Origin of the sequence: Roseomonas indoligenes, assembly GCF_017813365.1 — a bacterium.
Taxonomy (GTDB): Bacteria; Pseudomonadota; Alphaproteobacteria; order Acetobacterales; family Acetobacteraceae; genus Roseomonas; species Roseomonas indoligenes.
The window spans coordinates 1-21021 of the sequence record NZ_JAGIZA010000040.1; the positions used below are offsets into that span (position 1 = coordinate 1).

Here is a 21021-nt window from a genome sequence, read left to right on the forward strand (position 1 = left end):
GCCACCTCAAGAACTGGCGAAGGCTGGCGACCCGCTACGACCGCCTCGCGCGGAACTACCTCGCCAGCCTCGCTCTCGTCGCCACCGTCAGCGAGTGGACCTGAATGAGTCCCCTACCTAGGGCTGCTGCCCCGTAACGCCCGCGTCATCACGGTCTGGACCGTGTTGCGGCGGGTGCGGCCGAGGGGTTAGGGGGACGGCCCCGGCTCTGCCGGGCGGCGGGCCGCGACCCGCCGCGGAGGATCGGCGCACCAGATGCCGGCCTCCCGAGGAGGCATCCTGTCCCCCGACGCCGTCCCGCCGGCCCGCACGGCCTTTCCGGGACGGCCCCGTGCCCGCGACGACTGCCCGCTTCGCGAGGTGGGCGGCGCCCGTTGCCGGAGGCCGCATGAACCGCCCAGCCGCCCTCTCCCTCCTTCTCCTGCTGGCCGCCTGCGGCTACGCGGATTCCCATCTGGCGCACCAGGCGCAGCTGGACATGCAAGGCATGACCGCTGCGGACCTGCAGGCCTGCGCCGGCATCCCCGACAGAACGAAGCGGCTGGATCCACGCACCGAGCTGTTCAGCTACACGCTGAAGAATGACGCGACGGGCGGCGTCCAGGTGACCCTTCCCGTGATCGGGGGCGACATTACCCTTGGCGGCAGCGGCAATGCCTGCACGGCCACCTTCCGCCTGACGGATGATCGCGTCAGCGGGCTGTCCTACACCGGGAACAACGACCGCCCGGTGGGGAAGGACGGGGTCTGCGCCATGATCGTCCGGGGCTGCCTGCGGCGGCCGATGCCCAGCATGGCGGTGGGTGGAGAGGAGGCGGTCTCCGCCTTCCGCCAGCCTCCGGCGCCGCCGGAACCACCACCCCCGCCGGCGCCGGCTTCGGCTCCGTCGGTGGTCCGCATGGAGCCGGTCGGCCGCTGACCCGAAGGAAAATTAATTTCGTTCTCTACATTTGACGGCGGTTTGACGCTGGTCTGACGGATCCTTGCGCGCGTCGTGCTGATCTTATCCCCGGGTGGAAAAGCCGCGTCCCTCCAGCCAGGGAAGGCGCGCCAGCCCGGCAGGCCGATCTCAGCGCAGGAAGCACTCCATGACCGAGAAGAGCAACGCCATCGTCCGCCCTGCGCCGGCGGCCGTTTGCCTCTCCCTCGTTCCTGGAACCATGGCGCTGATGGCCGTGCCTCCGCTGGGCGAGATGACGTCGCCGATGGCCGGGGCCGCCATGGCGGTCATGGGGCTGGGCGCCGCCCTATCGGCGCTGCCCTCCATTCGTTCAGGAACGCCCATTTTCCGCGCCTTGTCGTCCGGTGATGGCCTGCACCCGCGCGGCGGTTGGTTGGTGCCGCGTCTCGTTCAGGGCCTGTGCCGCATCCGGCCGTTGCTCGCCCGGCACCGCGGCATGTTGGCGGGATAGGACCCTCAACCCATGGCAGAGGAGATGCACATGATCGACCTCGATCTCCCTACCGAGCAGGCATTGCTCGACCAGGTCATCCAGCGCCTTGCCAGCACCGCTCGAACGACGGGGCTGGAGGTCGCCGGCGGTGTCCTGGAAGCGCTGCGCGATGCACTGGCGCAGCAGCCGCCCAGCGGCGCCCAAAGGCACTGAGGACCCTACGGCCACTCCAGTCCGGGTAGCCGGCCCGGCGCTGATCCTTCCTCCCGAGGTGCCGCTTCGGGCGCTTCACGACGCCCGCGCGGCCCGGCTTGCCCGGGGCCGACAAAAATCCAGGGAGGTCCGAAACGTGGGACAGACCGTGCCGCATGGACACAAGGCGGCGGTGCCGGGCCAGGCCGGGCCGGGGCTGCTGCACCTGACCTGCGAGACGCTGGCGCTGGGTTGCCTCTTCGAGAGGCGCGGCGCGGCCTTCATCCGGGTTCCCGTCCACCGGCGCCAGCAGATGCTGGGCTGCGAATGGCACAGTCGCCGGATCGCCGGCCTGCTCCGCGCCGTCTCCTACACCTTCGAGGCGCTGGAGGACTGGACCGCCTTGGCCCAGGAGGCGCCGCGCCGGGTGGCGGCGCTGTACCGCGGCATCCTCGGCCGGCCGGAGATCCGCGATGAGGATCTGGTCTGGCGCTCCGACGTCTATGCCCGCCGGCCGGATGGCCATGAGCTGGTCTTCCCCGCCGGAAGCTATAATCCGCTGAACGCCTGGAACACCGTCCGCGGCGCGGTGCACCTGAACGGGGGCGCGATGGCGGGGTTCGAGGCGATGCCCCGGCCCGATCCGGGCGGGCGGCTACGCCTTTCCGAAGGGCCGCCGGAGCGCGGACTGCTGTTCCTCGGCGGGCGGGACGTGACGGCGGAGGTGCTGCGCCCTGCCCGCCGCGAGGGCCCGGCCGGCCCGCCGCGCCGGCTGGAGGCGGCGGTGCCGGAGGAGGCGGACTGGTCCCTCTGCGACCTGAGCCTACCAAATGGGGAGCGCTTCACCCCGCTGGGCCTTTTCCACGCCTTGCTGGGCGGCAACCCCGCCGGCGGGCCGGGCGAGGAGGGCGAGGCAAGTGGGCGGGGCCTGGGGCGGGGCCCGGGCGATCCCTGGGCCCTGGCGGGGATGGGTTCCGTGCCTCTCCTGCCGGGCCGGCTGGTAACGGAGGCGCTGCTGCGGCAGGCCGGCCTTCCACCGGTCCGCTCGTAAACCGGGCAGCCGGCGCGCTAACGCCTTTCGACGTGGTGGGCCGGCCGCGCTGGAAGGGGCCACTTCAGGATCGAGCCCCGTGCGGGCAGGATGGAAACCGAGACACCTGGGCGGCTGGTGGCGCGGCTGAAGCCGGTGATCCTGCAGACACGGAGGGCATGCGCCCCGTGCCCCGCCGCTCAGTGCGGCGCGAGGTCTGAATCGTCGTCCATCACCCGCTCGATGAAATCGGCCACCAGCCGCTTCAGCGCGCCGAGCGAGGGCAGGTCCATCACCATGGCGATGTAGCCGCGCAGGCTGCGGTCCCGCACGGCGAAGTTGATGTAGAGGAACAGCACCAGCCCTTCGCCGCCCGGCTCCATCCCCTCCAGCAGCAGCCGGCCATCGCCGCGCAGCACCTGCGGCAGCGACATGTCGAAGGAGCGGCGCAACATGTTCGCCATGGTGGCGAGGCAGTTGTTGAGGATGATGTTGCCGGTCTCGGCCAGCGCCTCACGCTCCATCTCCGCCTCCTCCTCCGGCGGTATGTCGTTGCCCACCACGGCGCGCAGCAGTTCCGCCCCGCTCGACTGGGGAAAGATCAGCATAGCGCGGCCGTTGAAGGCCCCGGTGAAGTCCTGCCGCACGGCGATGAGGTCGCGGCCCTCGCGCTCCTCGATCAGGGTCGTGGCGATGCGCTCCGCGATGATCTCGACGGAGGGGACGGATAGCAGCACCTCGCCCCCCACCATCTGGCGCAGGCTGGCGGCGGCGCGGCTGACGCCGATGTTCACCAGCTCCGTCAGGGCGTCACGCTCCAGCTCGCTCAGCGAAACCTCGGGCGGGAGCATCGCGGCGCTACCGCCCGGCGCGAAGGCGGAGCGCGGCGCCGGAGACGAAGCCACGCAGCGCCTCCTCGTTCACCGGCTTCGGCACGAAGGTCGCGCCCACCGCACGGGCGCGGGCCACCACCTCGTCCTGCACGTTCGCGGTGATGACGGCGACGGGCATGGTCGGGTGCAGCGCCCGGATCTCGCCGGCCAGGGTCAGGCCGTCCTTGCCGGGCATGTTGTAGTCCAGCAGGGCGAGGTCGATGTCGCCATGGGCGAGGCGGGCGAGCGCCTCCTCCGCATTGCCGGCCTCAGCGCGGGCCCAGTCCGGCTGGAGCGCGGCGATCGCCTTGCCGGCCACGATCCGGGCCAGCTTGCTGTCGTCGACGATCAGGACGGTGGTCGCCATGCGATGCTCCAAGGGGGGGCGGTCCTGCCGCGCGGGCTTCTTCATAGGGCGGGGAAGGGGCCAGCACCACCGCGGGGGATCATGGCCCGGGTTGCGGGGCCAGCAGGGGCAACAGCCAGCGGGCGTCGAAGGGGTCGGCCGGCGTGCCGCGGATCGGGGGCCGCAAGGCCAACAGCACCTGGAACACGGCGGCGTGCAGGGGGCCGCAGCCGTCCAGGTCCACGGCGCGCCTTTCCCCGGCCTGCAGCAGCGCGATGAGCGGTTCCGCGTCCTCCACCCGCGCCGGGCCTTCCAGGCGGATCACGTCGCCGTCGAGACGCACGCTCATGCCGCACCGGCCCGCGCGAGAAGGTCCGGCAGGTCGAGCACGAGCAGGGCGCTGCCGTCACCCAGCAGCGCCGTGCCCACCAGGCCGGGCAGGCCTCGCAGCAGGCCCTGCGGGGGGCGCAGCAGCACGTCCAGCCGGCCGCCGAAGCCCTCTACCTCCAGCGCGACCCCGTCCGTGCCGCCGCCGGTAACGAGGAGGCGGGCCGTGGCGCCGCGCGGGGCCGGCTCCAGCCCCAGCAGGGCGGCCAGCCGCAGCACCGGCAGGGTGCGGCCGCGCAGTACGAAGGCCTCCCCGGCGCCGAGCGGCTGGATGGCGGCCTTGGGCAGGCGTGCGGTCTCCGCAACGGTCTCCGCGGGGATGCCGTAGAGCTCGCCGCCCGCGCGCACGGTCAGCACGCCCATCACGGCGGCGCCGCCCGGCAGGAGGAGGCGGACCGAGGTGCCCTGGCCCGGTATGCTGGAGAGGGTGACGCGGCCGCCAAGGGCCTCCACCGCCGCGCGCACCGCATCCATGCCCACGCCGCGGCCGGAGATCGCGGTCACCGCGCCCGCGGTGGAGAAGCCCGGGCGGAAAACGAGATCGAGCGCCTCCCGGTCGTCCAGCGCGTCGATGGTGGCAGCGTCCGCCACGCCGCGCGCCTTCGCCACGGCGCGCAGCCGGGCCGGGTCCATGCCCGCCCCGTCGTCGGAGAGGGTGACGGCGACGCCGCCATCCTCCCGCGCGGCAGAGAGCGTGATGCGGCCGGTGCGCGGCTTGCCGGCGGCTTCCCGCGCCCCGGTCGGCTCGATCCCGTGGTCGACGGCGTTCCGCAGCAGGTGGAGCAGCGGGTCGAAGAGGCCGTCCACCACGGTGCGATCGGCCTCCACCGCTTCCCCGAGCACGGTGAAGGTCACCTCCTTGCCCAGGCCGCCCGCCGTTTCCCGCACCAGGCGCGGCAGGCGCGCGAAGGCGCGGCCGAGCGGCACGAGGCGCAGGCCCAGCGCCGTGCGGTGCATGCGCTCCGCCAGGCGGCCGATGCCGGCCTCGCTCTCGGCCAGGGCGCGGGCGAGGGCGGGGTTCTCCTCCCCCACGCGGGCGACGAGATGGGCGAGGCCGTTGCGCGCGACCACCAGCTCCCCCGCCAGGTCCACCAGGGCGTCCACCCGGGCGGCGTCCACGCGCAGGCCCCTCGGGGCCGGCAGGCCGGGGCCTGATGGCGCGGGCGCGGGGACCGGAACGGGCGCGAGCGCCACCTGGTCGGCAACGAGGCGGAGCCCCTTGCGGAGCTCGGCCTCCGGCGCGGCGAAAACCGCCTCGATGACGATGTTGCAGGTGAAAGGAGCCGGCCCATCCGCCGGCCAGGGCTCGCGCGGGGCGATATGGAGGGCGATGGGGCCGGGAAGGGCGCGGAGAGTCGCCACCGGATCGTCGCCGAGGAAGAAGCAGTCCGGCGAGGGGGCGTAGCGGAGGGCGGTGAGGGCCTGTCCCTCCGTCCGGGCCCGGGCGATGGCCGCCGCCTCCCGCTCGAGCAGGGCGGGGAGCCAGTCCTGGGAAGCGGCGGGCGGCGGGGCGGAGGGCGCCGCGACGCCCGACATGCGGGCGCGCAGCGCGCTCTCCAGCGCACGCCCCTCCGCCTCGGCCGCCTCGGGCAGGCGGCCATCGGCGGCGAAGCTCTCCAGCCAGGCCTCGCTCGCGCCCACCAGGGCGAGGAGCGTATCCATCGCCACACGGTCCGGCGCGGCGGCGCCGCGGCGGAGGGCTTCCAGCAGGTCTTCCCCGGCATGCAGCGCAGCGCCCATCGGGGCGAGCTCGAAGAGGGCGACAGAGCCCTTCAGGGTGTGCACGGCGCGGAAGGCGCCATCCAGCCGCGCGGGGTCGCCCGGGTTGCGCTCCAGCGCCAGCAGGTCGTCGGCGGCGGCCTGGACCAGCTCCCGCGATTCCACCAGGAACTGTTCGAGCAGCTCGTTCATGGCACCCGGCTCACGAGATCGCCCTCTGGTGGACCACGGCGTCGTCGAAGCGGCGCGTGGTGAAGCCGTCGGCGATCCGACCCATGGATTCGGTGTGGCCGAGCAGCAGGTAGCCGCCGGGGGCGAGGGCCGCATGCAGGTTGCGTGCGGCCAGGGCCCGCGAGGCCTCGTCGAAATAGATGAGGACGTTGCGGCAGAGGATCACGTCGAAGCGGCCCTGCGCCGCCATGCTCGCGGCATCCACCAGGTTCGCCGTGGTGAGGTGCACGGATTCGCGCAGGTCCGCGATGATCCTGTGCTCGCCGTTCTCCGCAGGCTCGAAGTAGCGGTGCAGCAGCGCGGGCGGCAGGCGTGAGAGCGCGCGGCTTCCGTAGCTCCCCTCCGCCGCGGCGGCGAGGGCGTCGGTGTCGATGTCGGAGCCGAGGATCTCGATGTTGTAGGCATCGACCATCGGCCAGTTCTCCAACAGCCAGATGGCGACGGAGTAGGGCTCCTCGCCCGTGGAACAGGGGATGGACCAGATCCGCACGCGGTCGCCCGGGCCGCGCCCGGCGACGATCTTCGGCAGGATGGCGCCGGACAGGGCGCGGAGCTGGTGCTCCTCCCGGTAGAAATAGGTCTCGTTGACGGTGAAGCTGTTCACCAGCCGCTCCGCCTCCGCCGGGCTCGCGCGCAGCGCGGCCATGTAGGCGGCGAAGGATGGGGTGCCGGCGCGCTCCATGCGCTGCGCCACCCGGCGCTCGATGTAGTAGCGCTTGCTCTCGCCGTAGAGCATGCCGGTGCGGCGGTAGACGAACTCGCAGAGGCGCCGCAACTCCTCCGGTGTCAGGACGGGATCGGCAGCGGGCGCGGTCATGCCAGCCAGTCCCGCAGCGCGCCGGCGATGCCGCCGAGCGGCAGCACGGCCGAGGCGCCGCCGGCCCGCACCAGCGCGCCGGGCATGCCCCAGACCACCGCCGTCTCCTCCGCCTCCGCCACCGTGCGGCCGCCGGCGGCGCGCAGCCGTGCCATGGAGGCGGCGCCGTCGTCGCCCATGCCCGTCATCAGCACGCCGACCAGCCGCGCGGCGGGCAGCAGGGCCATGGCGCTGTCCACCATCCGGTCGGCGCTGGGATGCCAGCGATGCTCCGGGGCGGAGGGCGCCGCCATCGCCAGCAGCTCCTCCGGGCGGCGGCCGAGGATGAGGTCCGCGTCCCCCCGCCCGATATAGACGTGGCCGGCCAGCAGCCGCACGGGTCTCGAGACCTCCTGCACCGTCAGGGCGCAGAGCTTGTCCAGCCGCCGGGCGAGCGCGCCGGTGAAGCCCGCGGGCATGTGCTGGGCGACGAGGACCGGCCAGGGGAAACTGGCCGGCAGGGGTTCCAGCAGGGCGTCCAGCGCCGGCGGCCCGCCGGTCGAGCAGCCGACGAGGACGATCCCCGGCGGATCGCCCGGCGGGGTATCCGGGACGAGTGAGGGCGCAGGTTCGGTATAACGGGCCGCGCGCGGCGCGGCGGGACGTCCAGCGCGGAGCCGGACGCGCTCCGTCAGGCGATGGCTGCTGCGCAGCCGCGCGCCCATGGCCGCGCGCAGCTTCTCCAGCAGCACCGGGGCCAACTCGTCGATGGAGAGGGAGGCGGCGCCGGCGGGCTTCGGCAGGAAGTCCACGGCACCGAGCCGCAGCGCCTCCAGCGTCGCCTGCGCCCCGGCCTCGGTGAGGGAGGAGAGCATCACCACCGGCACGGGATGCTCCAGCATGATGCGGTCGAGGCAGGCGAGCCCGTCCATGCGGGGCATCTGCACGTCCATCGTCACGACGTCCGGCGGGGCGGCGGCGATCGACTCCAGCGCCTCCTGCCCGTCGCGCGCGAAGGTCACGTCGAAGCCGCCGGCCCTGAGGACCCCGCCCAGCAGCCGCCGCATCAGCGCGGAATCATCGACGACGAGGACGCGGGTCACGGGTTGGTCGCGGCCCCCGCCCCATCCGCGGCGGCGGCCAGCAGGTCGCGCCCGGCGGCTTCCAGCAGGGCGAGGGGATCGATGAGGAGGACCATCCGGCCCTCCCGCCCAAGCCGCGCCACGCGGTCGAAAACGCCATCGGCGTCCGGGATCATCTCCGGGGCGGGAAGAAGTTCGGCGGTGGCGACGGGCATCACCTCCGATACCGCGTCCACAGCGAGGCCGGCGCGCAGGCCGTCCGCACCGATCACCACGATCTGGCCGACACCCTCATCGCCCGTGCCCCCGAAGCGGCGGTGCCCGTCGATCACCGGCAGGACGGCGCCGCTCAGCGTCATGGCCCCGGCGATGAAGCCGGGCGCGCGGGGGATGCGGGCCAGGCGCTCCGGCCGGCGCGCCACCTCCTGCACGGCGGCGACGGGCAGGCCGTAGCTCTCCCCGCCCAGGCGGAAGACGAGGAAGCGCTCGGCTGTCTCCGTCGCCGTGGCCGGACCCTCCTCCGGGCTGGCGCCGGCCAGCAGCCGGGCCGTTGTCGCCTCGTCGAAGAGGGCCTCCGGGGAGAGGACCGTGACGAGGCGGCCCTCCTCCGTGCGGGCGATCGCCGCCACCCGCGCCTCGCCCATCCCGCGGGAGAGGACGGCGGGCACCGGGGACAGGGCGGATCCTGGCAGGCGCAGCACGGCGCTCAGCCCATCGACAACCAGCCCCACCCGCAGCGGGCCGAGCCGGACCACCACAAGCCGCGCCCGCGCCGTGCCCGCGCCCGGCTTCAGCCCGAGCAGCGCGCGGGGAGAGACGAGCGGCAGCAGCCCGCCGCGGAAGGGAATGACGCCGAGCATGGCGTCCTCCGCCCCGGGCAGGGCGGTGACCTCAGCGGGCAGGCGCGCCACCTCGGCCACGCTCTCCAGCGGCAGGGCATGGTCCTGGCCGGAGAGGGTGAAGGCGAGGAGGGCGACGCGCCTGTCCGGGGCCTCCTCCAGGACCTCCGTCGGTGCGGCCCGGGGAGCAGCCCGCGCATGCGAGCGGGCCGCGCCGAAGTCGCGCGCCAGCAGGGCGGGCAGGTCGATCGGGCGCGCGCCATCATCGCTGCCGAAGCGGGAGACCTCCTCCACAAGCAGGCCGCAGGGCGCCTCCTCCCCCGCCACCACCACCCGGGCGGCGGGCGTGGGGGCGGCGTCCTCAAGCCCCAGCAGCCGGGCGAGGGAGAGCACCGGAAGCACGGCGCCGCGCAGGCCGGAGAGGCCGAGCATGGCCGGCGGCGCATGGGGCACGCGGGTGAGCGGGGTGGGGCGCAGCACCTCCCGCACCAGGGAGGCGGGCAGCGCCAGCGCTTCCCCGGCCACGCGGACGGTCAGGACCTCGCCCGCCGCCACGCGTTCAGCCCCCCGCCAGCCGCAGCTCGTCGGCGAGGCTCGCGATCTCCTCGATGGCCGCGGCCAGGTCCTCCGCGCCGCGGGCCTGCTGGCCGGCGGCGGTGGCGGCCTGGGCGGCGGCGGCGCTGGTCGCATCCGCCGCGGCGGCGATCTGCCGCGTGCCGGAGAGCACCTCCTGCACGGCCGCCAGCACGCGTTCCGTGCCCGCCAGGACCTCGTCGGAGCCCGCGCGCAGCCCGGCCAGGTCGGCGCCGGCGGCGGCCAGGCGTTCCTGCACGGCTCGGCCCTTGCCGGCTTCCCCGTCCGCCGCGGCGGCCACGGCCTCCAGCTCGGCGCGGACCCGCGTGGCGCCGTCGCGCAGGTCGCGCACCACGTCCTTCATGCGATCCGCGTTGGCGGCGGCGTCGCGCGCCAGGGCGCGGATGTCGGTGGAGACGGTGGCGAAGCCGCGCCCCGCTTCCCCGGCCCGCGCGGCCTCCACGGAGCCGCTGACGGCGAGCATGTTCGTCTGCACCGCGACGAGCGCGATGGAGTCCACGATCTTCTCCATCCGGCGGCCGGAGGTCTCGAGCCCGCCGATCGTCACCGCCAGCGCACGGGTCTCCTCGAGGGCCGCCGCCATGCTCCCACCCAGGGCGGCAAGGACGGCCCGGCCCTGCTCCAGCCGCGGGGCGATGTCGGCCAGGCGCGCGACGGAGGCGGCGGCGGCGGCGCGCGTGCCGCCTGCGGCGCGCTCGATCTGGGTCATGGACACGGCGGCCTGCTGCGTGGCCGCGGCCTGGATGGCGGCGCCGCGCCCGATCTGGTCCAGCGCCGTGTTGATCTCCCCGGCCGCGCCGGACAGCTCCTGCACCGTGGCGGAGAGTTCCTCGGCGGCGGAGGCGACCGCCTCGGCGGAGGCGGCGTTGCCGGCCTGCAGGCTTTCCGCGAGCGCTGCGAGGCTCTGGGCGGTGCGCTGGCTCTCGTCCAGCGCGGCGCCCTGCTGCTGCACGGCGCGCTGCGCCTCCGCGGTGGCGGCGGACTGCTCCTCGGCGGCGCTGGCCACGCCCTCCGCGCCGCGCTGCGCCTCCCGCGCCGCGCCCTCGGCCTCCACGCTGGCGATGAGCACGGCCTGCGCGCCCTCCGCGATGGCCCCCATCGCGGCGCGCACCTCCTCCAGCACGGCGACGGCGGAGCGGCCCTCCCGCGCCTGATCCTCGGCCGTGGCGGCGGCGGCGCGGATGCGGGCGGCGACGTCGCGCACCTTCGCGCCGATCGTCTCCACCAGCGCCTGCACCTCGCGCGCGCTCGCCTCGGACTGCTCCGCGAAGGCGCGCACCTCCTCGGCGACCACGGCGAAGCCCCGGCCGCCATCGCCCGCCCGCGCGGCCTCGATGGCGGCGTTGAGGGCGAGGAGGTTCGTCTGGTCGGCGATTTCGCCGACGGCCGCGGTGATCTCGCCGATGCGGGCCGCGCCCGCTTCCAGCGCCGCCACCACCTCGACCGAGCGGAGCTGGCGGGCGGCATTGTCCTCCACCGAGGCGGCGGTGGCCTCGATGCCGGCGCCGAGCTCGATCAGCGCCGCCTGCAGCGCGCCGGTGCTGCGCCTGGAGAACTCGGCCCGGTCGCGCGCCTGGGCGAAGACCGCGCCGAGGGAATCGATGTTGCCCTGGGATTGCTGCGCGGCGCCGGCCGCTTCCTCCGCCGCGGCGGAGATCTGCGCCAGGGCGCGGCCCAGCTCCTCGGCCGCCGCGGCGGCCTGGGTGATGCCGGCGGCCAGTTCCTCGCTCGCCGCGCCGATGCGCTCGGCCGCCTTCTCGCGCCGGGCGCGGCTTCGATCCAGGGCGCGGCGCTGGCTGGCGGGGAGGAGAGGGGGTTCCGGCGTGGGGGCGGGCTGGGAGGACAGCGTGGCGGTGAGGGCGGGCGCGCGCCCGGCCAGCTCGGTTGTCTTCACCAGCGCCATCTGTGCCTCAGCCCCCGATCCGTCCCGCCGGCGCGCCCCCAGGCCGGGGCAGTGCCGCCACGAAGGGACGGACGGGACTCGGGGCCGAGTCTACCGGCCCGCCGCGCGCGACGCTACTCGCCGCGCCGCGCGCGGGAAGGACGGTGGTGTCAGGCCTTCCCGACCCTTCCTGACGACGCCGTCGGAGGCCTTGATGATGGCCGAGGCCTCGTCGCCCACCTTCCGTTCCAGGGCGTCCACCGCCTCGTTGGTGACGGAGGCGGTGATCGTGGCGCCGACGACCTTGCCGGCGAGCAGGTTGCGGGCGGAAAGCTTCAACCCGGGTTCTCCAGGGAGGGGGTGTTGGCCGCGAAGGCGGCCGATTTCACCAGCGCCCAGAGGCGCTGGCCGGGCCGCAGCGCAAGGCGCGCCACGGCATCGTCGGTGACGCGCGCGAGGAGGACCGCGCCCCCCAGGCGAAGGCGCAACATCGCCTCGTGCGGCGCGGCGGGGCCGAGGGATTCCAGCGTGACGGGCAGGATGTTCTGCACGGAGAGGCCGCGCGGTTCCTCGGTCGCGACGGAGACGTCCCGTGCCCGGACGCGCACGCGCATCCGCGTGCCCGGCGGTTCCTCGCGCAGCGGGACGCGAAGCTCGCCGCCGGGAAAGCCGAGGCGTGTCAGGCCGCGCGCCGGATCATGCGCGAGGACGGTGCAGGGGAGGAGGGCGCCGGCGTCGCGCCGGGCGGCAAGCTGCGGCAGGTCCGCGCGGGTCGAGAGGGCCTCCACCGTGTCGGCGGCGAGGACGCGGCCGGCTTCCATCAGCACGAGGTTGTCGGCCAGGCGGTCCACCTCGTCCAGCGCGTGGGTGACGTAGAGGATCGGCGCGCGGAAGCGGTCCCGCACGCGGGCGAGGAAGGGCAGCACCTCCGCGCGGCGGGGCGCGTCCAGTGCGGCCAGCGGCTCATCCATCAGCAGCAGGCGCGGGCGGGAGAGGAGGGCGCGGCCAAGGGCGACGCGCTGCCTTTCCCCGCCCGAGAGCGCGGCGGGGCGGCGGGGGAGGAGGTGGGCGATGCCCAGAAGGTCCACCACCTCCGCGAAGCCGGGCCCTTCCGCGTCGCGCGGGGCGCGGCGCAGGCCGTAGCGCAGGTTCGTCTCGACCGAGAGGTGCGGGAAGAGGCGGGAATCCTGGAACACCACGCCGCAGCGGCGCCGCTCCGCGGGCATCATCACGCGCGCGGCGGTGTCCAGCAGAACCGCGCCGTCCAGCGCCACGCGGCCTTCCTCCGGGCGCAGCAGACCGGCGATGGCGGCGAGCAGGGTGGACTTCCCGCAGCCGGAAGGGCCGAAGACGGCGGTGACGCCGGGCGTGGGCGCGATGAAGGCCGTATCCAGCGCGAAGCCGGGGAAGCGGTGGCGCAGCGCGACCTCTAGCATGGGCAGGGCAGCATCAGCGCGGTGCGCGGCCGATGAGGATGGCGAGACGGCGGCCGGCGAGATCGGCCAGCAGCAGCCCAGCGATCGCGAGGGCGAAGGAGATGGCGGCAAGCCGCGCGGCCGTCGCCTCCCCGCCCGCGGTCTGGGTGGCGCTGTAGATCGCCAGGGGCAGGGTCTGGGTCTCGCCAGGGATGTTGGAGACGAAGGTGATAACGGCGCCGAACTCGCCCAGCCCGGCGGCGAAGGCGGTGATCGCGCCGGAGAGGATGCCGGGCGCGATCAGCGGCAGGGTAACGGTGACGAAGCGGTCGATCGGCCCTGCGCCGAGGCTGCGCGCCGCCGCCTCCAGCCCCGGGTCCACAGCATCGAGCGAGAGACGAACGGCGCGGACGATGAGCGGGAAGGACATGACGGCGGTGGCGAGGGCGGCGCCGGCGGTGGTGAAGACGAGGCGGATCCCGAACAGGTCGTTCAGCAGCGCCCCCACCGGGCCGCGCACGCCGAAGGTGACGAGGAGAAGCCAGCCCACCACCACCGGCGGCATCACCAGCGGCAGGTGGACCAGCGCGTCCAGCAGCGCGCGGCCGGGAAAGCGCCCGCGCGCGAGGAGCCAGGCCGCGAGAACCGCGGGCGGCAGGCCGAAGACCACCGAGCGGAGGGCGACGGAGAGGCTGAGCCGGACCGCGCCCCACTCCTCGGGCGTCAGCACCTACTGGGCGCGCAGCCCGAAGCCGAAGCGGCGATAGGTCTCGGCCGCCTCCGGCCCGGTCGCGAAGGCAAAGAAGGCGCGGGCCGCGGCGTTGTCGGTGGCGCGACGGGTAAGGGCGAAGGGGTAGGTGACCGGCTCGTGGCTCCCGGCGGGGAAAGTGCCGAGCACCTTCACCCCGCGGGAGATGGCGGCGTCGGTGGCGTAGACGATGCCCAGCGGGGCCTCGCCGCGCTCCACGAGCAGCAAGGCGGAGCGGACGCTGTCGGCGCGGGCGATGCGCGGGTTCAGCGCGTCCCACTGGCCCATCCAGGTCAGCGCGGCCTGGGCATACTTGCCCACGGGCACGTTGGAGGGATCGCCCGTGGCGATGCGGCCGTTCGCGCCGAGCATCGCGGCGATGTCGGTGTCGCGCCCGATGGTGACCGGGGCCTGGCGGCTATCGGCAGGGGCGACCAGAACCAGCGCGTTGGCGAGGGGCGAGACGCGCGTCTCGTTCACGATCAGGTTGCGCTGCTGGACGTAGTCCATCCAGGGCTCGTCGGCGCTGGCGAAGAGGTCGGCCGGGGCGCCCTGCTCCATCTGGCGGGCCAGGGCGGAGGAAGCGGCGAAGGAGAAGCGCGGGGCGGGGTTGCCCCTGGCGGCCCAGGCTTCGCCGAGAGCCCTCATGGCATCAGTCAGGCTGGCGGCGGCGAAGACGGTCACGGGCTCCTGCGCGCGGGCGGGCAGCCCCGTGACGGAGAGGGCGATGGTGGCGGCGATGGCGCAGAAAAGCTGACGACGCATGGGGTCGGCCCCGTCGTTGTTCCCGTTCGGCTATATCGACCGGTCCGGGGTGGCGCAAGGCGGGCTCCGTTGACAAGGCGCGGCGCTCCTCCGCTCATGCACCGGGCGGCCGTGAGCCGCGAGGGATGGGAACAGGGCGAATGGCGCAGGGACTCCGCAAGGGACTGACGAGCTACGGGGATGCGGGGTTCTCGCTGTTCCTGCGAAAGGCCTTCATCAAGGCGGCGGGCTATTCGGACGACGCGCTGGACCGGCCGATCGTCGGCATCACGGACACGGCGAGCGACTTCAACCCCTGCCACGGCAACGCGCCGCAGCTGATCGAGGCGGTGCGGCGGGGCGTGATGCTCTCCGGCGGGCTGCCCATGGCCTTCCCGACGATCTCGATCCACGAGAGCTTCTCGCACCCCACCTCCATGTATCTTCGCAACCTCATGTCCATGGACACGGAGGAGATGATCCGCGCCCAGCCCATGGACGCGGTGGTGCTGATCGGCGGCTGCGACAAGACGCTGCCAGCCCAGATCATGGGGGCGGCGAGCGCCGGCATCCCCGCGGTGGTGCTGCCCGTGGGGCCGATGGTGGTGGGGCACCACCGGGGCGAGGTGCTGGGCGCCTGCACGGACTGCCGGCGGCTCTGGGGCCAGCACCGGGCCGGGCGGATCGACGAGGCGGAGATCGAGGTCATCAGCGGGCGGCTGGCGCCCTCGGTCGGCACCTGCATGGTTATGGGCACGGCGAGCACCATGGCCTGCATGATCGAGGCGATGGGGCTCTCGCTGCCCTATTCCGCCGCCATCCCGGCGCCGCACGCGGAGCGGCTGCGCTGCGGCGAGGCGACGGGGCGCGTGGCGGTGGAGATGGCGCGGCGCCAGGGGCCAGCGCCCAAGACGCTCGTCACCCCCGCCTCCATCCGCAACGCCATGGTGGTTCTGCAGGCGATCGGCGGCTCCACCAACGGGCTCGTGCACCTGGCCGCGATCGCCGGGCGGGCGGGGCTGGAGGTGAACCTGGAGGAGTTCGACGCGATCGGGCGCGAGGTGCCCGTGCTGGTGGACCTCAAGCCCTCGGGCGACCACTACATGGAGCACCTGCACCATGCCGGCGCCGTGCCGCGGCTGCTGCAGGAGCTGGAGCCCTTCCTCGACCTCTCCGCGCCGACGGTGCTCGGCGGCACGCTGGCCGACTACCTGGCCCTGGCCGAGGAGGTGCCGGGGCAGACGGTGATCCGCCCGCGCAGCGCGCCCCTGAAGCAGACGGGCGGGATGGCGGTGCTGCGGGGCAACCTCTGCCCGGGCGGGGCGGTGATCAAGCACGCCGCCGCCACTCCGGCCCTGCTGAAGCACGAGGGGCGCGCGGTGGTCTTCACCAGCGTCGAGGACATGACGAACCGGATCGACGACCCGGACCTGGACGTGACGGCGGACGACGTGCTGGTGCTGCAGAACGCCGGGCCGAAGGGGGCGCCGGGGATGCCGGAGGCGGGCTACCTGCCGATCCCCCGCAAGCTCGCGGGAGCCGGGGTGAAGGACATGGTGCGGATCTCGGACGCGCGGATGTCCGGCACGGCCTTCGGGACCATCGTTCTGCACATCACGCCCGAGGCAGCGGTGGGCGGTCCGCTCGGGCTGGTGCGGGACGGGGACCGGATCGCGCTGGACGTGGAGCGGCGGAGCATCGAGCTGCTGGTGGACGCGGCCGAGCTGGAGCGGCGCGCGGCGGAGTTCCAGCCGCCCCGCCCGGCCCCCAAGCGCGGCTACGCCAAGCTCTTCCACGACACCGTCCTGCAGGCGGACAAGGGCGTCGACTTCGACTTCCTCGCCGGAGAGGATTGAGCGCGACAGGTCATCGCGGGCGGTTGAAGGGGGGCGGGGTGCGCGCCCCCCGCCACCTCGCCTAGTCTCCCGGCAACCGAAGAGTCGGAAGGGCTTGAACGATGACCGAGTACACGCCGCCGAAGGTCTGGACCTGGAATCCCGGGAATGGCGGCCGCTTCGCCAATATCAACCGCCCCACCTCCGGCGCGACGCATGAGAAGGAGCTGCCGGTGGGGAAGCACCCGCTGCAGCTCTACTCCCTCGCCACGCCGAACGGGCAGAAGGTGACGATCCTGCTGGAGGAGCTTCTGGCCCTCGGGCACTCCGGCGCGGAATACGATGCCTGGCTGATCAAAATCGGGGACGGCGACCAGTTCGGAAGCGGCTTCGTCGGGGTGAACCCGAATTCCAAGATCCCCGCCCTGATGGACCGCAGCGGGCCGGAGCCGGTGCGCGTGTTCGAATCCGGCGCGATCCTGATGTATCTGGCGGAGAAGTTCGGGGCCTTCCTGCCGAAGGAAGGCGCGGCGCGGGCCGAATGCCTGTCATGGCTGTTCTGGCAGATGGGCAGCGCGCCTTATCTCGGCGGCGGCTTCGGGCATTTCTACGCCTATGCCCCCGTGAAGATCGAGTACGCGATCGACCGCTTCACGATGGAGACGAAGCGGCTGCTGGACGTGCTGGACAAGCGCCTGGGCGAGAGCGAGTTCCTGGCCGGGCCGGACTACACCATCGCCGACATGGCGAACTTCCCCTGGTATGGCGGGTTGGTGAAGGGCTGGTCCTACGGGGCGGCGGAGTTCCTGGGCGTGCAGGAATACAAGAACGTGCTGCGCTGGGCGGACACAATCCTGGCGCGGCCGGCGGTGCGGCGCGGGCGAATGGTGAACCGCGTGACCGGCGAGCCGTCCGAGCAGCTGCATGAGCGGCACGATGCCTCCGACTTCGAGACACGGACACAGGACAAGCTGGCGGCGGGTTAGTTCGGGCGGCCCCGGCGGGCGCATGCAAATCCCGCGTGGCAGCCTGTTCCCGCCGGGGATCAATCCGGGGCCGAAGCCGTTGGACACAGCCCCGGCCCCGGTCTATCAGCCCGCCGCCCCCGGCCCCGGCCGTGATTCCGCCCCGGGCGTGAAGCTTGCATGGCCTCGCCCCGTTCCCCTCGCGCCCTGACGACGGTGAAGCCCGAACCATGCCCCTGCACGTCGCCCTGACGCACCGCACCAGCTACAAGTACGAGCGGCCGGTCTCGCTCGGCCCGCAGGTCATCCGCCTGCGGCCGGCGCCGCATGCGCGCACGCCGATCCTGTCCTATGCGCTGAAGATCGAGCCCGCCGGCCATTTCGTGAACTGGCAGCAGGACCCGCAGGGGAATTTCCAGGCCCGCGTGGTCTTCCCGGAGCGGGTGACGCATTTCGACGTCACGGTGGACCTGCTGGCCGACATGGCCACCATCAACCCCTTCGACTTCTTCCTGGAGCCGGAGGCCGAGACCTGGCCCTTCGCCTACGACCCCACCCTGGAGGCGGAGCTCTCGCCCTTCCGCCGGGTGGAGCCTGCCGGCCCGCTGCTCTCCGCCTTCCTGGCCGAGACGCCGCAGGTTGAGGGGCAGGCGACCGTGGGCATGCTGGTCGGGCTGAACCAGCGCCTGTTGGAAAAGGTGGCCTATGTCGTCCGCATGGAGCCGGGCGTCTGGACGGCGGAGGAGACGCTCGGCCAGTGCAAGGGGTCCTGCCGCGACAGCGCCTGGGTGCTGGTGCAGGCCCTGCGCCACCTGGGCTTCGCCGCGCGCTTCGTCTCCGGCTACCTGATCCAGCTCGTGCCCGACGTGAAGCCGCTGGAAGGCGCGCAGGGGCCGACGGAGGACTTCACCGACCTGCACGCCTGGGCGGAGGTGTACCTGCCTGGCGCCGGCTGGATCGGGCTGGACCCGACCTCCGGCCTGCTGACGGGGGAGGGGCACATCCCGCTGGCGGCGACGCCGGAGCCCTCCTCCGCCGCGCCGATCTCCGGGATGGTGGAGCCGGCGAAGACCGAGTTCGGCTTCGAGATGAGCGTGAAGCGCGTGCTGGAGACGCCGCGCGTCACCAAGCCCTACACGGAGGCGCAGTGGCAGGCGATCCTCGCCCAGGGGCGGGAGGTGGACCGCAAGCTGGCATCGGGCGGCATCAGGCTGACCATGGGCGGCGAGCCCACCTTCATCGCGGCGGACGGCATGGACGCGGCGGAGTGGAACACCGACGCCTTGGGTCCCACCAAGCGCGCCTATGCCGGGCGTCTGCTGCGTCGGTTGGCGGATCGCTGGGCACCGGGGGCCGCGCTGCAATACGCCGTGGGCAAGCACTATCCCGGCGAGCAGCTGCCGCGCTGGGCGCTGATGTGCCACTGGCGGAGGGACGGGGAGCCGGTGTGGCGCGATCCCGCCCTTCTGGCCTCCGACGACGACCGGGATAACGCCACGGCTGATGACGCGGCGCGCTTCGCCGCATCCCTCGCGGAGCGGCTGCAGGTGGACCCCGCGCTGGTGACGCCGGCCTATGAGGACATCCACTACTTCCTGTGGCGCGAGCATCGCCTGCCCGCCAACGTGGTGGTGGAGGACGCGAAGCTGCGCGACCCGCTGGAGCGCGCGCGGCTGGCCCGCGTCTACGGCCAGGGTCTCTCCGCCTCCGTGGGCAGCGTGCTGCCGATCCGCCGGGTGCTGCGCGACGGTGTGCGGCACTGGCAGTCCGGCCGCTGGTTCTTGCGAGGGGAGCACCTGTTCCTCGTGCCCGGCGACAGCGCCATCGGCTTCCGCCTGCCGCTGCAGAGCCTGCCCTGGATGTCCGAGACGGACGCGGCCAACAACTTCGAGACGGAGGCGGACCCCTTCGCGCCGCGCTCGCCTCTGCCGCCTCATCCCGCCCTGGCACACCCCTACGGCAACCAGCCCGCGCCCGGGCTGCACCATGCGCCGCCGGACGGCGTGGCGGGTTCGCCCCTGCCGCCCTACCAGGCCTACCAGCGCGTGCCCGGCGCCGGCGCCGGCAGCAGCTACGCCGGCGGGGCGGAGGGCTTCCGGCCCGTGCCGCAGACTCCGCCGGAGGTGGGCCAGAGCGACCCAGACGTGGTCCGCACGGCCATGACCGTGGAGGCACGTGGCGGGATCATCCACGTCTTCTTCCCGCCGCTCTACGAGGCGGTGGACTGGCTGGACCTGGCCGCCGCGGTGGAGGCGACGGCCGCGGAGACCGGGCGCAAGGTGGTCCTGGAGGGCTACCTGCCCTCGCGCGACCCGGGGCTGCTGAGCTTCTCCGTCACCCCCGATCCCGGCGTGATCGAGGTGAACGTGCACCCCTATGCGTCCTGGGCCGAGGGCGTGCAGCGCACGGAGGAACTGTATGAGGAGGCCCGGCAGGTCGGGCTGGCCTCGGAAAAGTTCATGCTGGATGGCCGCCATGTCGGCACGGGGGGCGGCAACCACGTGGTGATGGGCGGCGCGACGCCGGCCGAGAGCCCCTTCCTGCGCCGGCCGGACCTGCTGAAGTCCCTGCTGGGCTTCTGGCACAACCACCCCAGCCTTTCCTACATGTTCGCCGGCCTCTTCATCGGCCCGACCAGCCAGCACCCGCGCGTGGACGAGGCGCGGATGGACAGCGTGGCGGAGCTGGAGGTCGCCTTCTCCCGGATCCAGCCCGGGGTGGAGACGCCGCCCTGGCTGGTGGACCGGCTGTTCCGCAACCTGCTGGTGGACATGACGGGGAATACCCACCGCACGGAGTTCTGCGTCGACAAGCTCTACGCGCCGGAGAGCAGTTCCGGCCGCCTCGGCCTCCTCGAGTGGCGGGCGGCGGAGATGCCGCCGCACGCGCGCATGTCGGCGGCGCAGGTGCTGCTGCTGCGCTCCGCCATCGCGGGTTTCTGGGATACGCCCTATGACCGGCGCCTGGTGCGCTGGGGCACGCGGCTGCACGACGAATTCATGCTGCCCCACTACGTCGCGCAGGACTTCCACGACGCGCTGGACGAGCTGGCGATGCTGGGCTGCCCGCTGGACAAGGCTTGGTTCGCCCCGCACCTGGAGTTCCGCTTCCCGCTGATCGGAGAGACCTCCATCCGCGGCACGGGCCTTGAGGTCCGCCACGCGCTCGAGCCCTGGCACGTGCTGGGCGAGGAGCCCGCGGCCGGCGGCACGGTGCGCTACGTGGACAGTTCGACGGAGCGCGTGCAGGCGAAGGTGACGGGCTGGGTGGAGGAGCGCTACGTCCTTTCCTGCAACGGCCGCGCCGTGCCGCTGACGCCGACCGAGCGCCAGGGCGAGTACGTGGCGGGCGTTCGCTTCAAGGCGTGGAACCCGCCCTCCTCCCTGCACCCCACCGTGCGCGCGCAGTCGCCGCTGGTGTTCGACCTGTATGACCGGTGGACCGGACGCAGCCTGGGCGGGATGACGCACCACGTCTCCCACCCCGGCGGGCGCAACTACGAGACCTTGCCGGTGAACGCGAACGAGGCGGAGGCGCGGCGGCGCATCCGGTTCCAGCCGTTCGGGCACACGCCGGGCCCGATGGAGGAGCCGCCGATGGTGGTTTCGCGCGAGACGCCGCGGAGCCTGGATCTGCGGCGGGGCGGAGCCTGATCCTCGACTGCTGGCCCGTCCCGGGGTGGGGAAGAATGAATTCAGCCCCTCCCCGAACCCCTTGCCATTCTCTTCTTTGATCGGATTGGGAATGCCCGGCGGGCGGTGCGCCTCCGCTCTCGGAGCTGCCGGGTCAGGACGGTGCTGCGGCAGCCCGATGCAGGTTCAGGAGGCTTAGAGCATTTCCAGCTTACTCGGACGCGTATCCTGAGTTGGCGAGGTAGTTTCTGCACTCGGCTTGGGTGAAGGTGTCGAGCAGGCGCCCGATGGTGGTCCAGAGGGCTTCGCGGGTACGGG

General features: G+C 73.5%; 19 protein-coding genes and 2 pseudogenes. 8 read left to right on the top strand and 13 right to left on the bottom strand.

The window, feature by feature from the left end; translation table 11 throughout:
- The 5 genes and pseudogenes from J5Y10_RS26945 to J5Y10_RS26965 form a co-directional block, all read left to right on the top strand.
- A pseudogene (locus tag J5Y10_RS26945) lies at positions 1-104 on the top strand (IS5/IS1182 family transposase); the annotation flags it as partial.
- A gap of 284 nt (positions 105-388) precedes the next feature.
- Positions 389-919: a hypothetical protein gene (locus J5Y10_RS26950; protein ID WP_209377237.1), complete on the top strand. Its 531-nt coding sequence runs from the start codon at positions 389-391 to the stop codon at positions 917-919.
- A 169-nt stretch (positions 920-1088) separates the two neighbouring features.
- Positions 1089-1412, top strand: coding sequence for a hypothetical protein (locus tag J5Y10_RS26955; RefSeq protein WP_209377238.1), 324 nt, complete (start codon positions 1089-1091; stop codon positions 1410-1412).
- A 30-nt stretch (positions 1413-1442) separates the two neighbouring features.
- Positions 1443-1607, top strand: a complete 165-nt coding sequence (locus J5Y10_RS26960; protein WP_209377239.1) for a hypothetical protein — start codon at positions 1443-1445, stop codon at positions 1605-1607.
- Between the two features lie 136 nt (positions 1608-1743).
- On the top strand, positions 1744-2637 hold the full coding sequence (locus tag J5Y10_RS26965; RefSeq protein ID WP_209377240.1) for a DUF8225 domain-containing protein: 894 nt from the start codon (positions 1744-1746) through the stop codon (positions 2635-2637).
- A 179-nt stretch (positions 2638-2816) separates the two neighbouring features.
- Here the strand turns inward: J5Y10_RS26965 and J5Y10_RS26970 are convergent, their stop codons facing one another.
- From J5Y10_RS26970 to modA, 12 genes are all read right to left on the bottom strand, one after another.
- Positions 2817-3521: a chemotaxis protein CheX gene (locus tag J5Y10_RS26970; RefSeq protein ID WP_342453040.1), complete on the bottom strand. Its 705-nt coding sequence runs from the start codon at positions 3519-3521 to the stop codon at positions 2817-2819.
- Positions 3475-3855, bottom strand: coding sequence for a response regulator (locus J5Y10_RS26975; protein ID WP_209377241.1), 381 nt, complete (start codon positions 3853-3855; stop codon positions 3475-3477). The genes J5Y10_RS26970 and J5Y10_RS26975 overlap by 47 nt, the downstream gene beginning before the upstream one ends.
- Before the next feature lie 79 nt (positions 3856-3934).
- Positions 3935-4183, bottom strand: a complete 249-nt coding sequence (locus J5Y10_RS26980) for a hypothetical protein (protein ID WP_209377242.1) — start codon at positions 4181-4183, stop codon at positions 3935-3937.
- Positions 4180-6132 carry a chemotaxis protein CheA gene (locus J5Y10_RS26985; RefSeq protein ID WP_209377243.1) on the bottom strand — a complete coding sequence of 651 codons (1953 nt, stop codon included), beginning with the start codon at positions 6130-6132 and terminating at the stop codon, positions 4180-4182. Before J5Y10_RS26985 ends, J5Y10_RS26980 begins: the two co-directional genes overlap by 4 nt.
- A gap of 10 nt (positions 6133-6142) precedes the next feature.
- Entirely contained in the window at positions 6143-6988 is an 846-nt protein-coding gene (locus J5Y10_RS26990; protein ID WP_245215146.1) for a CheR family methyltransferase, read from the bottom strand.
- A complete protein-coding gene (gene cheB / locus J5Y10_RS26995) occupies positions 6985-8070 on the bottom strand; it encodes a chemotaxis-specific protein-glutamate methyltransferase CheB (RefSeq protein WP_209377244.1) in 1086 nt (361 codons plus the stop codon). The genes J5Y10_RS26990 and cheB overlap by 4 nt, the downstream gene beginning before the upstream one ends.
- Positions 8067-9443 (bottom strand): chemotaxis protein CheW, encoded by a 1377-nt coding sequence (locus J5Y10_RS27000; protein WP_209377245.1) that lies wholly within the window; start codon positions 9441-9443, stop codon positions 8067-8069. Before J5Y10_RS27000 ends, cheB begins: the two co-directional genes overlap by 4 nt.
- A gap of 4 nt (positions 9444-9447) precedes the next feature.
- Positions 9448-11385: a methyl-accepting chemotaxis protein gene (locus J5Y10_RS27005; RefSeq protein WP_209377246.1), complete on the bottom strand. Its 1938-nt coding sequence runs from the start codon at positions 11383-11385 to the stop codon at positions 9448-9450.
- A gap of 90 nt (positions 11386-11475) precedes the next feature.
- A complete protein-coding gene (locus J5Y10_RS27010; protein ID WP_245215147.1) occupies positions 11476-11703 on the bottom strand; it encodes a hypothetical protein in 228 nt (75 codons plus the stop codon).
- Entirely contained in the window at positions 11700-12800 is a 1101-nt protein-coding gene (gene modC / locus J5Y10_RS27015; protein WP_209377247.1) for a molybdenum ABC transporter ATP-binding protein, read from the bottom strand. The genes J5Y10_RS27010 and modC overlap by 4 nt, the downstream gene beginning before the upstream one ends.
- A 13-nt stretch (positions 12801-12813) precedes the next feature.
- Positions 12814-13509, bottom strand: coding sequence for a molybdate ABC transporter permease subunit (gene modB / locus J5Y10_RS27020; protein WP_209377248.1), 696 nt, complete (start codon positions 13507-13509; stop codon positions 12814-12816).
- Complete coding sequence (gene modA, locus J5Y10_RS27025) at positions 13510-14292, bottom strand: molybdate ABC transporter substrate-binding protein (RefSeq protein ID WP_209377249.1); 783 nt, start codon at positions 14290-14292, stop codon at positions 13510-13512.
- A 140-nt stretch (positions 14293-14432) separates the two neighbouring features.
- Here modA and J5Y10_RS27030 point away from each other — a divergent pair, with 140 nt between their 5' ends.
- From J5Y10_RS27030 to J5Y10_RS27040, 3 genes are all read left to right on the top strand, one after another.
- Complete coding sequence (locus J5Y10_RS27030; protein WP_209377250.1) at positions 14433-16127, top strand: IlvD/Edd family dehydratase; 1695 nt, start codon at positions 14433-14435, stop codon at positions 16125-16127.
- A gap of 101 nt (positions 16128-16228) precedes the next feature.
- Positions 16229-17092, top strand: a complete 864-nt coding sequence (yghU, locus tag J5Y10_RS27035) for a glutathione-dependent disulfide-bond oxidoreductase (protein WP_209377251.1) — start codon at positions 16229-16231, stop codon at positions 17090-17092.
- A 209-nt stretch (positions 17093-17301) separates the two neighbouring features.
- A complete protein-coding gene (locus J5Y10_RS27040) occupies positions 17302-20724 on the top strand; it encodes a transglutaminase family protein (protein ID WP_209377252.1) in 3423 nt (1140 codons plus the stop codon).
- Positions 20725-20914: 190 nt separating this feature from the next.
- Here J5Y10_RS27040 and J5Y10_RS28210 read toward each other — a convergent pair.
- A pseudogene (locus J5Y10_RS28210) lies at positions 20915-21021 on the bottom strand (IS630 family transposase); the annotation flags it as partial.